Annotated in this window: 12 protein-coding genes; 5 read left to right on the top strand and 7 right to left on the bottom strand. The window is 53.4% G+C overall.

The window, feature by feature from the left end; translation table 11 throughout:
- The first annotated feature begins 13 nt into the window (after window positions 1-13).
- From pbfA to AC2FGC_RS21445, 3 genes are all read left to right on the top strand, one after another.
- Window positions 14-1,366, top strand: a complete 1,353-nt coding sequence (gene pbfA / locus AC2FGC_RS21455; protein ID WP_496737685.1) for a (R)-1-hydroxy-2-aminoethylphosphonate ammonia-lyase — start codon at window positions 14-16, stop codon at window positions 1,364-1,366.
- A gap of 199 nt (window positions 1,367-1,565) precedes the next feature.
- The gene (locus AC2FGC_RS21450; protein WP_496783398.1) at window positions 1,566-3,230 is read left to right on the top strand and encodes a Na/Pi cotransporter family protein; all 1,665 of its coding nucleotides are present in this window, start codon (window positions 1,566-1,568) and stop codon (window positions 3,228-3,230) included.
- Window positions 3,231-3,320: 90 nt separating this feature from the next.
- A complete protein-coding gene (locus tag AC2FGC_RS21445) occupies window positions 3,321-3,605 on the top strand; it encodes a hypothetical protein (protein ID WP_496737683.1) in 285 nt (94 codons plus the stop codon).
- A gap of 158 nt (window positions 3,606-3,763) precedes the next feature.
- On the opposite strand, the gene AC2FGC_RS21440 is transcribed toward AC2FGC_RS21445, so the two are convergent.
- Window positions 3,764-4,447 (bottom strand): IS6 family transposase, encoded by a 684-nt coding sequence (locus tag AC2FGC_RS21440; RefSeq protein WP_496783396.1) that lies wholly within the window; start codon window positions 4,445-4,447, stop codon window positions 3,764-3,766.
- A 219-nt stretch (window positions 4,448-4,666) separates the two neighbouring features.
- Here AC2FGC_RS21440 and AC2FGC_RS21435 point away from each other — a divergent pair, with 219 nt between their 5' ends.
- A complete protein-coding gene (locus AC2FGC_RS21435) occupies window positions 4,667-6,538 on the top strand; it encodes an adenylate/guanylate cyclase domain-containing protein (RefSeq protein WP_496737760.1) in 1,872 nt (623 codons plus the stop codon).
- Between the two features lie 491 nt (window positions 6,539-7,029).
- Window positions 7,030-7,467, top strand: coding sequence for a DMT family transporter (locus AC2FGC_RS21430; RefSeq protein WP_496783394.1), 438 nt, complete (start codon window positions 7,030-7,032; stop codon window positions 7,465-7,467).
- Between the two features lie 186 nt (window positions 7,468-7,653).
- On the opposite strand, the gene AC2FGC_RS21425 is transcribed toward AC2FGC_RS21430, so the two are convergent.
- From AC2FGC_RS21425 to AC2FGC_RS21400, 6 genes are all read right to left on the bottom strand, one after another.
- A complete protein-coding gene (locus AC2FGC_RS21425; protein ID WP_496783433.1) occupies window positions 7,654-8,409 on the bottom strand; it encodes an SDR family oxidoreductase in 756 nt (251 codons plus the stop codon).
- 276 nt (window positions 8,410-8,685) lie between these two features.
- On the bottom strand, window positions 8,686-9,294 hold the full coding sequence (locus tag AC2FGC_RS21420) for an exonuclease domain-containing protein (protein WP_496783432.1): 609 nt from the start codon (window positions 9,292-9,294) through the stop codon (window positions 8,686-8,688).
- A 356-nt stretch (window positions 9,295-9,650) separates the two neighbouring features.
- Window positions 9,651-9,932 carry a hypothetical protein gene (locus AC2FGC_RS21415; protein WP_282154323.1) on the bottom strand — a complete coding sequence of 94 codons (282 nt, stop codon included), beginning with the start codon at window positions 9,930-9,932 and terminating at the stop codon, window positions 9,651-9,653.
- A 119-nt stretch (window positions 9,933-10,051) separates the two neighbouring features.
- A complete protein-coding gene (locus AC2FGC_RS21410) occupies window positions 10,052-10,264 on the bottom strand; it encodes a hypothetical protein (RefSeq protein ID WP_496770083.1) in 213 nt (70 codons plus the stop codon).
- 49 nt (window positions 10,265-10,313) lie between these two features.
- Window positions 10,314-11,435, bottom strand: coding sequence for an alanine/ornithine racemase family PLP-dependent enzyme (locus AC2FGC_RS21405; protein WP_496770086.1), 1,122 nt, complete (start codon window positions 11,433-11,435; stop codon window positions 10,314-10,316).
- On the bottom strand, window positions 11,432-12,631 hold the full coding sequence (locus tag AC2FGC_RS21400; protein WP_496770088.1) for an N-acetyltransferase DgcN family protein: 1,200 nt from the start codon (window positions 12,629-12,631) through the stop codon (window positions 11,432-11,434). Before AC2FGC_RS21400 ends, AC2FGC_RS21405 begins: the two co-directional genes overlap by 4 nt.
- Between the last annotated feature and the right edge of the window lie 870 nt (window positions 12,632-13,501).

Genomic DNA, 13,501 nt, shown 5'->3' with positions numbered 1-13,501 from the left:
GCGAGGAACGGATATGCCACAGATTGTCCATACCGAAGGGGAATCGAATACTTCGGAAGCCCGCAGTACTTGGCTGAAGAAGTCTATCGGACCCAAATCGTCGCCACTGCTAAAACGCGACGCGGATGTGTTCCTGCATCAATCCTTGTCCAGCCCCTGCGTTAGCACGATTGCCAAAGCAGAAGGGATCTGGATCGAAGACATGGATGGCCGCCGCTACATGGATTTCCATGGCAACTCGGTGCATCACATCGGCTATGGCCATCCTCGGTTAGTGCAGGCGATCAAGGATCAACTGGACGACCTGCCCTTTGCCCCGCGCCGTTTCACCAATGACCCGGCGGTGGAACTGGCCGAAAAGCTGGTGGCGATTACCCCGGGTGATCTAGGCAAGGCACTGTTCACCACCGGCGGCTCGGACGCCAATGAAGTCGCGCTCAAGATCGCCCGCGCCGCAACGGGCCGCTTCAAGACGCTCAGCTTCTGGGACGCCTTCCATGGTGCCGGTTTTGGCGCAGCAAGCGTTGGCGGCGAGGCCACGTTCCGCAGCCATATTGCTGGTCCATTGTTGCCGGGAACCGAGCATGTGGCCCCATTCCACCCCACCCGTTGCCCATATGGGCATACAACGCTTGAGGCCAGCGCGGAAGCCTGTGCCAACATGATCGACTATGTACTAGAGCGCGAAGGCGACATCTGTGCCGTGGTGGCCGAGGCGATGCGTGCTGTGCCCATCGTGCCGCCGCCTGGTTTCTGGAAGCGGGTGCGCGAAATCTGCGACCGCCATGGTGCATTGCTGATCTTGGACGAGATTCCGACCGGCTTGGGCAAGACCGGACAAATGTTCTCGTTCCAACATGACGAGATCGTCCCCGATATTGTCACCATCGGCAAATCACTGGGCGGAGGTATCCTTCCCATCGCCGCCTGCATCGCCCGCAAAAATTTGGATGTTTGCGGCGATTTTGCTATCGGGCATTACACACACGAAAAGAACCCTGTCACCGCTCGCGCCGCATTAACCACGCTGCAGATTATCGAAGATGAGGGATTGGTCGAGCGTGCGTCGAAATTGGGCGAACACGCGATGGGCCGCCTGATGGATGCGCTCCAGAATGTTCCCATCATCGGCGACATCCGAGGCCGTGGCCTCATGTTCGGGATCGAGATTGTCGAGGACCGCGTTACCAAGACCCCTGGAAATGCACGCGCGGAACGGATCTATTATGCCTGTCTCGAAGCGGGGCTGAGCTACAAGATCAGCCAGGGATGCGTGTTGACCCTGTCGCCGCCGCTGACAATTTCCCAAGTGGAGTTGGACCAGGCCATCGACATCGTGGTTGCTGCAATCGAGGACGAGATTTGATCAGCCGAGCCGCATCCGCCACGCAATGTCGGACAATGGGGCAATGCTCCGCCCTCACGGACCGGAGCATTGCCGAAAGGAGTGCTGTAAATTCAACTGGAACACGCGCCGGCGGTGTCGTGGTCGAAGAAGGTTGATTTTTTGGGCAATCGCACGAAAACCGCGGTGAACTGAGCCAAGTTTGAAATTGGAGTGAAGTATGGCAATTGTCACCTTCCTGATCAGTCTGGCCGGGGCAACCATGCTGCTGCTGTACGCAGTCCGCATGGTTCGTACCGGGATAGAACGCAGCTATGGCGCGTCGTTCCAGCGAGTGATGACGCAGCAGCGTAATTATATGCATGCTTCACTGGTGGGCGTGATGATGGCGATTGTGTTGCAAAGCTCAGCCGCGGTGGCACTGTTGACTTCGGGCTTTGCGGCCAGCGGGATGCTCAATTTTCCGGCCGGGCTGGCGATTGTGCTGGGTGGCGATCTGGGCTCGGCGTTGATCATTCAAATCCTGTCCTTCCGGATGGACTGGCTTGTGCCGCTGCTACTGGCAATTGGCGGCTATCTGTTCGTAAAAACCGAAGCCAAGAAAGCCCGCCAGCTTGGGCGCATCCTGATGGGCGTGGCCTTTATCCTGATCTCGCTCAGGTTCCTGCGCGAGGCGATGGACCCCATCCGCGACAGCGCATTTTTGCCCGCCGTAGCCGACTACCTGGCCCGCGACTATATTACCGCCTTCCTTGTCGGCGGTGCGCTGGCCTTTGTCATGCATTCGTCGGTCGCGGCCATCCTTATGTGCGTGACGCTTGTACAGATTGGTGCAATCCCGTTTGCCGCCGGTATGTCATTGGTCTTTGGGGCGAATTTTGGCTCGGCCTTCATTCCGGTCTGGCTGACGCGTGGGATGCCCGTTACTGCCCGGCGCATACCATATGCCAATCTAGCGCTGCGGGGCAGTTGGGCTTTGGCGACCTTGTTTGCAGCAAACCTCGCTTTGCGAACCGGACTATTGGGGGACCCGCAAGGGGGCCAGATGCTGGTCAATGTGCATCTTGCGTTCAACCTGTCACTGCTGGTTCTGGCCCTTCCATTTTGCGGGCGGCTGCAGGGAATGTTCGAAGGTCTACTGCCGGATCAGAAGAAAGAACAGAACTCGCAGCCTGCGCGACCAGTCAGCGCACTGGACTTGGAAAACGTTTCCAACCCCAGCCAGGCCCTGCCGAGCCTCAAGCGTGAGCTGCTGAGGATGAGCGACCTTATTGAGACCATGTTCCGTCCTTCCCTGGAACTGTACCGCAGCGGCAACAAGGATCAGATTCGTGCGGTTCAGGCCATTGACGAGGATGTAAACCGCTGCCTGTCGGGCATACGCGCTTTTGTTGCCGCTATACCCCCAGAACGATATGAAAAACAGGATGCAAAGACCGCACGTGACCTTATGGAGTTTGCGATCCGGCTTGAAACGGCGGGCGATGTTGTCGCAAAGCGCCTGGCCGTTTTGGCAGGTGAAATGCGCGCCAAGGGATCCACATTTTCGCAGGAAGGCTGGTCGGAACTTGTTCAGATGCACGAGGGTATTCTGGCCAACATGAAGCTGGCATCAAATGTGCTGATTTCTGACGATCTGGAAAGCGCACGGCTTCTCAGCCTTGAAAAAACCGAGATTAAACGCGTGGAGCGGGACAGCCGCAAACGGCACCTCCGCCGCTTGCAGCACGGGACAACAGAAAGCCTCGAGACCAGCGATATTCATCTCGAAACATTGCGGGCATTCCGGGAATTTAACAGTCACATCGCCTCCATTGCCTACCCCGTCTTGTACAGGAATGGACAGTTGCTGGAGACACGGTTGGTCAACGAAATCGCTGACTAACGAGTCGTCAAAAGGAGCACTTTTTTAAGCACCAGAGCAACGAAACGGTGTTACCATCGGGAAGGCGGTCTGACACAGGAGCCAGTCTCAATGAAAAAAATCGAAACAGAAGACGCAAAAGAGGACCCAAACGCTAGTAAATTCGTTCGTACGCACCAGTTTGTTCTAGGATTGTTTGGCTTTCAAAAAAACCTTGGTCAAAAGCGGTTCCAGTCAAAAAAATTCTTTGCAGAGAAGCCATCCAATCGAACCGTTGAATGCAGTTCTTCTGACGCTTCTTCAAAACACTCAAAGCAAAGCAAGCCAACACTCGGTAATGAAGATAGAACCGGAAGTGGAGCGACTGAAAGAGCCGCACCATTTTATTTACCTTAGCTTAGCTACGTTATTGGCTTAGCCTGGTTGAAAGTGGTTCGCCTGAGGCAATTTCCGTCGCCAGAAGTTTTGGGCCAGTTGGCGGCCTGATCTAAGAGAAAATCCGGATGTGTCGCAAATTTTTGGAGCGGCCAGCGACAGCGACTTATCAGACAAACTTATCCTACGATCTCTGCAAATAGCCGGAAGCCAGATGTCGTAGTGCTGGGGAATTGCTGTTTTCGGATCATGTTGGCGACCTCGATGCCGTCCAAAGTAGCTGATGCGGATCTGAACGATTTGAACCCACACATGTGCCGTACGCGACGCTTGATAAATCGATGATCCTGTTCGATCAGGTTATTCAGATACTTGGACCTGACCGTTTGGATTTTGGCTGGGCAGCCAAACCGATTAAGGATTTTGTTCACTTCTCGAATGCCCGCCGCGTTGGCGCCACTTTTGTCGATGACGATCTTGCTCGGGATTCCATTTGAAGACAGCGCTTTGGCGAAGAACATGGCGGCTGCTGGACGGTTCCTGCGTTCGGACAGCATGAAATCAAGGGTATTTCCGGCCTTGTCGACGGCCCGGTAGAGGTACATCCATTTGCCGCGAACACGAATGTAGGTCTCGTCCATGCGCCATGAACTCAGCGTTGGACGCTTCTTTGATTGCGCACGAGCTGCGACGATCGGCGAGTATTTCACAACCCACCTATTCAATGTGGCATGGTCAACTCGCACACCGCGCTCAGCCATGATCTCTTCCAAGTCACGATAAGACACCGTGTACCGCAGATAGAAGTAAACAGCGTAAAAAACTGCATCCTTGGGAAAATGACAGCCCTTCAATGAGATCATGCTCAAATAACCTGTTCGAAAACAATTCGACGCGTACAAACCTTAGATCAGGCATACTCGTCAACTAGACCCCAGAGTTTGCGACACATCCACAAACCAGTCGTTTCCGACCAAATCAGCCGTGACGGCTTTCTCTGGTGAGATGCAACCAGTCATCTCGAATCTGGATTAGATTCGCCTTTTTGGCTAACTTGTTGTTTGAGCTAGGGAGGTTTGGCATTGGAACGACGCCTCACGGCGATAGTTGCTGCAGACGTAGTGGGATATAGCCGCCTCATCCGAGAAGATGAAACAGGCACGCTGGAGTCCATTAAGGCACATCGCGAAGATCTGATAGAACCTATCGTTTCAGCCCGCAAAGGGCGCATCGTCAAATTGATGGGCGATGGTTTATTGATCGAATTTGCCAGCGCCGTTGAAGCGGTACAATGCGCGATAGAGTTTCAACATTTCATCGGGTTGAAAAACAAGGACGTCCTGGAAAAGAACCAGATACACTACCGTATCGGGATCAACGTTGGCGATATCGTCGTGGAGGATGATGACATCTACGGGGACGGTGTAAATGTCGCTTCGCGGCTAGAAGGTTTGGCTGTGCCCGATGGTATCTTTTTGACGACCAGTGTATTTGACCAGGTAAAGGACAAACTCGACCTCAACATCGAAGACCTTGGACTGCGCGAGGTCAAGAACATCGCAGAACCTATACGTGTTTTCAGCCTGTTGCTTGATGACAAAGCAACGGCTCTCGTTACCACTATTACCCGACCCGTAGAACCAGCACGTTGCTCATGGTTGGTCGCTGTTGTGGTCGCGGCTGCAGTCGTGATCGGGGGGATGGTCTTTTGGCAAACTTGGAACACTTCGAACCAATCGCCGGATCTCTCTACTGTCTCACCAACCGGCAAACCGTCTATTGCCGTACTGGCGTTTGACAATTTGAACAGCGACCCGGAACATGATTACCTCAGCGACAGCTTCAGCGAAAACATCATCACCGCGCTCTCTCGGTTTGTCGACTTTTTCGTAATCTCACGCAATTCGACGTTTACCTACAAGGACCAACCGGTAAAGGTCCAACAAGTGGCCGAAGAACTAGGCGTTCGCTACGTTGTCGAAGGCAGTGTCCAAATTTTAGGGGACAAGTTGCGGGTCACAGCGCAATTGATAGACGCAACAAATGGCAAGCATCTTTGGGCAGAAAACTACGACCGCAGCCTTGAGGATATATTTGCTGTCCAGGACGAAGTCACGCGAACGATCGCTCTGACCCTTAACGAAAACATAGATCTGGCTGAGTATGACCGGTTAGAACACCAACCCACAGACAACTTGAATGCATACGAGCTTTTTAAGCGTGCGCAGGAACAGGCGTTCACATTCACGAAAGAAGGTAACATTCTTGCGATGGAGCTGAGCGAGAAGGCAATCGAGCTCGACCCTAATTTTGCCAGCGCATACATCGAACTCGCATGGGCCCATAACTTCGGCTACCGCTGGGGGTGGACTGAAATTACTTCTCGCGAAGAATCTTTGGCTCTCGCATTTGAAATGGCCAGAAAGGCGATAAAACTGGAGCCATTCAATTTCAAAGCGCATCAGGTTTTGGCAAGTGTTACAGTGCAAAGTGGCGATCTTGAGAAGGCCGCATCACTTTACGAGAAGGCGATATCGTTAAACCCGAACTCCGCTCAGGTACTGGCAGATTCCATTGATCCTCTGATTTACAGTGGAAAGGCAGCTGAAGCCGTTGACCGGATGAAGGCTGCAATACGCCTCAACCCACATCATCCAGACTGGTATCTGTGGAATTTGGGTTGGGCCCAATACTTTGCAGAGGACTACGAAGGCGCGCTGGCTTCAATCGAGAAGATGAACGGGGTTCCGGATCGCCTCAGACGTACCCTTGCTCCGATCTTGTTGCGGTTGGGACGGGATGACGAAGCCCGCACCATGATGGGCGAGTTTCTAGCTGATAATCCCGAATACGATATTGAAGAAGCGAAATCAGCTCCGTTCACCGACAAACAGTTCCACAACCGCTGGTTAGACGATTTGCGAGCATTGGGAGTTCCGGAAAACGCGTCCTAGTGGTCTGTGAATGGCTCTTTTGCATCGGATACTGAAGCCAAGGACAAACATTGACGGTGTCGCAACAAACTTACTTTTTGGGCTCACTTCCAACCTCGGAGGCAGAGCAGAATTTCCCCTGCCCCACTTCAGTCGGATCTCGCTGGCGGCCCGGAGCTGACCTTGAGCACGGTCTTCAGATGCTGCGGTCGCAGCCCGCAGTCCGGACTTTAGCTGCACCCGCAATATCGCGATCAGTTTGGAGGTCGGGACCGCTGAGAGGGTGTGTAAAAACTCCGGACCATGATCTCTCTCGTCGCGCTCGTTTTCAACACCTGTGCAAAAGCTCTTTCAGAAGCGCGAGAGACGCACATAAAGGGTGTTTTTGGCCTATTCCGCGGGACGGCCAGAGTTTTCACACAGCCTCCGGACAAAGCCGCCGTCGGGATTTACACTCGCGCATATTGGCGAAGGTGAGTACGTTCGCCCCAACTCCAAAAATTGAGGTGCTCATGTTCGAAACTCTACTGATTGTAGGATTAGGTCTCGCAGGTGGCTTCGCTGTTGGTGCGCAAGCTCAAATCGCTGGCTCCATGGGCAATCGTATAGGCGGGGCTGCTGGAAGTTTCATCGTTCACTTCGGTGGGGCTGTCGCGTCACTTGCATTGTTGATCGCCCGCGGCGGAGAAAACATTAGCGAATGGAAGCACTTACCTTGGTATATGTTGGGCAGTGGTCTATTCGGCGTGGTTCTGTATCTGACGCTAAGTCAAACTGTTCCAAAACTGGGAGCCACGTCAGCGATTGCTTTGGTTGTTGTAGGTCAGCTTCTAGTGGGATTGCTTATTGATCATTTTGGTTTATTTGATGCCTCTGTCAGGAGCATCGATTCATCACGGATTGCAGCAGCCTTCCTGCTTCTAGCCGGTGCCTATCTGATGCTACGCTAAATCGCAGTCGACCGTTAAATACCCATTTGGGCTCTTTGCGGTCTTCAGATTCGGCGCGGCATCCCTGTCGCCTTGCTGTCGATGAGAAGTATGGATCTGCCGAAAGCCGAAAATCATCACGCTCCATCACGCCGCGATGCAGCTTCCCCAACCGCCGTTAGTTACCCAGCAACCAACGGCAGATATTCAAAGCAGCCGAGTTGCCATACCGCCGTCAACGGCAACCGGAGAACCTGTCACGAAGCTTGCCCGGTTTGACAGCAAGAACATAGCAGATTGGGCAATCTCCTTTGGCTCTGCCATGCGTTTCAGGGGATGTAAGCTGGCAATGAAATCGTGCGTCGCAGGATCATCGCCGGCCATGTCGGTTTTAGTACCACCCGGCAAAATAGTGTTGATACGGACCCCCTTGGCCGCATGATCAGATGCCAAAGACTGTACGAGCCCAATCAGTCCAGCCTTTGATGCGGCATAGGCCCCCATGCCGGGCATGCCCCCATTGCTGAAACCAACAAAAGTTCCAGTGAAGACAATAGACCCGCCGCCGCGTTCCTCCATTGCCGGAATCTGCGCTTTTGCCGCGAAGAACGCACTGGTCAGGTTTGTTGCAAGAACCGACTGCCAGTTGCGTGAATCCATTTCGTGAACTGGACCCATCTCACCCATAATGCCCGCATTGTTAAATGCGCCATCAAGGCCGCCAAATTGCCGTTTCGCCAGATCAACAAGATCCTTGGAGTATGTTTCGTCCGTCACGTCGCCCGCAAGACACACAGCGCGCCCATTGCTCTGGGTAATCTGCCCGACAAGTGTGTTCAGCTGAGCTTCCCGGCGGGCACCCAACACAACATTCGCCCCTTCCGAGGCAAACAAAAGTGCGGCAGCAGCGCCGATCCCGCTGCTCGCACCGGTAATGATGATGGTTTTATTTTCTAGTTCCATGGTCATGCCTTTCAATATTTGCATGCCAATCACCTAAGGAATGATGCGAGTAAAGCGCGACCCGGTTCTTGCGGGTGTCGAGCTACATGAGCTGAAAGCGCAAGAAACGGATCAATTGGTTGACCTCAAACGGGAGCCGTCGTTCGTTCGCGGTAGCGAAGTCTCTTTATTGGGATCAGTACCAACGCTGTTGCAAGAGCAATATCTAACGATTGAGCCTATGTAATCCGGACCTTGCCGATGTCCTCACTCGTCGCAACGCAGCTTCGCCAACCCTTATCTCTCAGATCGATTTATGAACGGGAAGGTCAACTGGCGGTTGGTCGTGAGATAGGACAGCGGCGCCCCTAAAACCTCTTCCGCCTTTAGAATCACAGAAGCCGAGGCACGGGCGTCCTCTCCAGCGTCATGGTGGTGAAACTCAAGTCCGAGATGTTTTTTAAGATTTACCAGCCCGTGCCCACCGGCGCCCTTCAATGAAGGCCATGCTTGGCGGGCAATCGTGACGCTATTCGTCCAATGCGACGTGATCATTGGCAGGCCATACCGGGCGCAAGCAGCCGTCATCGCCTTCTCATCAAACGTACTGTGTTGCACAAGGTTGTGCGTGTTCAGGACTTCAAACAAGGACGCATAGACCGTTGGGAATGTTCCAGCCCCAATCACGGTTTCGGCGGAAATCCCGTGGAGCTCAGTATTGAAAGCCTCAAACGGTCCCTCGGGGTCAATCAGGACAGAATAGGTTTGCATAAAACCAGCGTCGCTGACGAAACAAAGTCCGATCTGGCAGATGCTACTAATAGTCTTTCCCGCCGTTTCGACATCCAACGCAATAAAGCGAAAAGGGCCGTTCGGCGGCACATTAAGATGCCCAAATCTGTTCAACGTGTCCAACTCTCGGCGCCCTACATCTGTCGGATTTTCTCAGCCCCTGCTGCCAGGTCGACACCTACGCAACCTAGTTTTTGCGGGTCGAATGGGTCTTGGCAAGTCGTTCTCGCTCTCAAGGAGTGCAGTATGACTATATGACACTTCACGAACGGCCCATAAGAGACATTCGGCACCCTGCTGGCATTCTGCGGTCGCAGCCCACATTCCGGTCATTCGCTGCAAGTGCAAATTTTGGCGCTGCTCGAACTCACACATTGCGGACAAAAGTAGCTTTCGCTGCGCTTGCACCAATGACCGTTTTTTCTGGTATTCATGGCCCAGTTTCTTTGCAAAACCCACGTCCAAAATATCTAAAACTCATCAAATTCCGGGACGTTGCCAAGCCTAATGAGGAAACTTGGCGACCCGACTTCGCCACTGTTCGGATCTTCACTGACCATGTAGGCATCGGCGCCAGCGCAATCGTCGGATTGCGCTTCTCTTTCTGCTCTGTTTTGTGCTTCCGCTGCCGTGGAGTATTCAAATTGCTTGCCAATTTTCAAGCTTCCTTGCCCTCCGCGTCCTGGCTTCCGTTCCACATATGTTTGACAGATGTAGTGAACTTTTTCTGAGCTCTCATCTGAGAGTGTCATGGCAATATCCTTGAAACGAGTACGGGCGCTACTGATGCATGAGATAAACAGTGCTCGCTAGCCACTTTGTTTGTGTTTCGCTCAATCAAGTCGCGCGGAGAGGAGGTCCAACGATCCTGTCACCGCTTTTTGGCGGGCTTCGGCGGACAGGCTTCAGATGGAGTCGTCGCATCCCTTTCGAGCCGAGTTTTGCGAAGCCGAGCGTTCTTGATCTGTCTTTGCTCTGCTTCTTCGTTGACCATTTCCCTAACGACCCGCGTTGTTTTGTCCATCGGCGTTTCCGCCTTGGGAACGTGTGCATTGAAGGCAGTTGTTTTTTTCTGCTTTGCCAATGGTTACTCTCCTATCCGTTTTCAACGGCGCATTTGTCAGTTGAGTATTTCAAATTGATGCCAGGTGATTGCCTGGTCCTTGAGGGACACGCGCGTGTCGTAAAGGACTGCGATGGAGCAGCTTTGTCTGAACGTCAGGAGCGGACATAGCTTTCATCAACGCACTATAGTTCATTTGGAATCTCATTTCCGATCCTACGTTTTGTGTCGAATGGGGTGTGCCGATGACAAGATGGTCGCTTGTTGCACCGATGAGTCTGTTTCTGGGAGGCATAGAAAGCCCCAAAACGTCCGTATCTTGCTGACCAATGGCGAGAACTAATTGTGTGCTCTGTCTACTTTTTGGAACAAGGTGAAGTCTTTTGAATACCGGGTCGCAGATGCTCTGAGGGTAAGATGAAGGTTTGGACCCTGTTTCAATGACCTCGGCGACAAGCGTAAAGGCATCCGTATACATCCCGCCTATCTGATCTCCGGAAACCGGATCAACGCCCAGAAGTATTGCTTCCCCCAGCCTTAAATCGTTGATGCGACCAGCTGGGTGCCCACTGAAGGCCCAAGGAAGGTTGGCCGAGTTACCGCCAGATACCGTCTGAAGGAAGGGGCCACACTGCCCCTCTGTGTCATTCGCCAAGACAGACAAGGCGTCCATGTCTGCTGCATTCGGGGCAATTCCACTCAGGCATGCGAAGTTCGCTCCGATGCCATTTAGCGCGACACCCGGCATATCCACCACTTGCTGCGCAATTGCGCCGAGGTACTTTGGCATGATCCCTTCGCGCAGATCGCCCATCTCAACCATCAGGATAATGCCGTGAATGCAGTCCTTCCGGATCGCGGCGGCGGCTAGAGCGGTAATCACGAGGATTTCTGTGTTGTAGCTTGCCTCACAGTACTGGACGACCTGATCGACCTGGCTCAGCATTGGTGTACGGATCAAGGTGATCGGGCATGTCATGCCCGCATTGCGTAACTTCCGAACGTTGCTAAGACGCGCTTCTGCAAGTCCCACAGCGCCACCGTCCAGCATGGCCCGAGCGATGGTTGGATGCCCGCACACCGCTTTGGTCACACCGGTGACGCTGATGCCGCGTGTCTTGAGGCGCCCGATCACAGTCTTTGCATTGTGGCGTATCTTGCTCAGATGCACCTCAATGCGGGGTGTACTCATATCGCAGCCACAGGCGTGGGTTGATGCAACCCAGGATAGGCGGCGACAACCATTGCAAGCAAATGCGATGCCGGCCGGCTGAGCACATCCGTTACGGGTAACCCGAGCATTTGTGACTGTGCGGCGATAGTGTCGGTAATCTCGGCCTCAGACATCCCCTCGTGATTGAGCGTGACGCCGATGACTTTTGTGTCAGCAAACGCTTCGATGAGGGCAATCTCACTTGCAGGCTTGGGCATTGGCATATTGGGAAAATCACAGCGATGCGCGCGCTTTGGAGCGTGTTGAAGGATCACGGCGTCCGGCTGGCTGCCCCGCAGGATAAAGGCGGATGTGCAGAACGCCGGATGGCTCAACGCTCCTTGACCTTCAATCAAAATGACATCGGGTTGTTCAGCCTCGGAAGCGTCAACAATCGCACCTTCAAGCTCGCCGCAACAGAACTGCGGCGGCACGGCATCCATTGCCACTCCATATTTTGCGCCCTGCATCAAACCCGTCTGGCCCGTACCAACAAGAACAGTCTTGATGCCCCTTGCGTTCAAGGCGCGGGCCAATACGGTTGCTGTTGTCCGTTTTCCAATGGCGCAATCGGTTCCAAGAACCGCTATGCGCAGTGCCTTCACTCCTGCAATACTTCCGTCGAACAGGCGCATATCCTTGCTGGGTTTAGGTTTTCGAATATCTCGAATGGTGACTTTGCGTTCGACTGCAAAAGACCCGATTTCGAGATCATCGCTCAAATACTCATGCAATCCACTGACGATGTTCATACCAAGTGAAATCGCATCGAGAACAACGTCGCGATCTGTCGATGAGAGTCTCCCCGTAGATGGTGCCATTCCGTAAATGAGGGTATCTGGGATGACGGTTTCATGGGCGACAGCAGCGTCCAAACTTCTAAAGACCGGAATGTGGTTTACTGCATCGTCAAGAATCTGCCCGCTGTCTTCGCCGTCGTGGTTGCTATCGATGACAGACAGGATCCTGTAGGCCTCTGAATGACGAACAAGGCCATTAGCAGTTTTGCCATCAATGTTGGCGAAGTTACCTTGGCAATAGACAATCGCAGTTGGTGGCGAGACGATCTTAGTGGTAGAGATTGATCTTATGGGTTCATCGCTGGTCAATGGCGGCGCTTGTGCACCGCTGACGGGACGACGGATAGTGTTAGCCGCGCTAAAGTCGGTTTTCATGATGTTTCCTTTTTGTGGTCGACACCGAAGGCAACGCTGCCGTCACCATTGGGTAATGAAGTCGAGAATATCGTGCCGCACGCTCAGTTATCGAGAATGCAAAGTCCCTTAGATAACTTGAAATTCTTGTTGCAGTCCCACCGGTTTCCGGACCTGTCGAGATGGGCATTCGCAGGAAGGTCTATTACGTCACAGCTCGCACCTGAGGCAGCGTATCCCCGCTCGCACTTCCATCCCGTTCCGTAACTTGCATCGTCAAAGAAGGCATGTTCAGGGATCACAACGGGCGCGCACGACCCATCTTGTGCAAAGTACCCACGTTCGCATGTCCAGGGTCGACCGTATCCTGATGAATTCAGATACGCGTTGGCCGGGACTTCAATAGCGACGCAAAGGTCGTCCGATGCTTCGAACCCCCGTTTGCATTTCCACGCTGGCCCATAGGTAGTAGCTGCCAGGTAAGCGTTTGCGGGTACGACAATTTCTTGGCATGTGTCGTCGATTTTGAGAAAACCGCGAGAGCAATGCCAGCGCTCACCTGATGGATCAAGAAACCCGCCATCAGGTACAATCACCGCAACACAGGCCGTGTCATCCTTCTTGCGAAACCCATGAAGACATTCCCAACCAGAGCCATAGGTGCGGTTGGTCGGATACGCATTTGCTGGCACTATGACAACGGCGCAGACATCGCCACTCAGCCTATACCCGGCGTTACATTTCCAGCCGTCACCGTAGCTCTTTGCAGTGGCATTTTCAGGCACAGGTTGCGATGTGGATTGAGCATATGCAGGCGTTGAAAACAGAAGCAGAGCACAGATTGGGAGCACAATCAGAGCCGCAATCATCTGAATGCCTGGTGACGGATGC

The organism is Ruegeria sp. CDSC054 (genome assembly GCF_059610645.1).
This window is presented reverse-complemented; position numbering and strand designations above follow the sequence as displayed.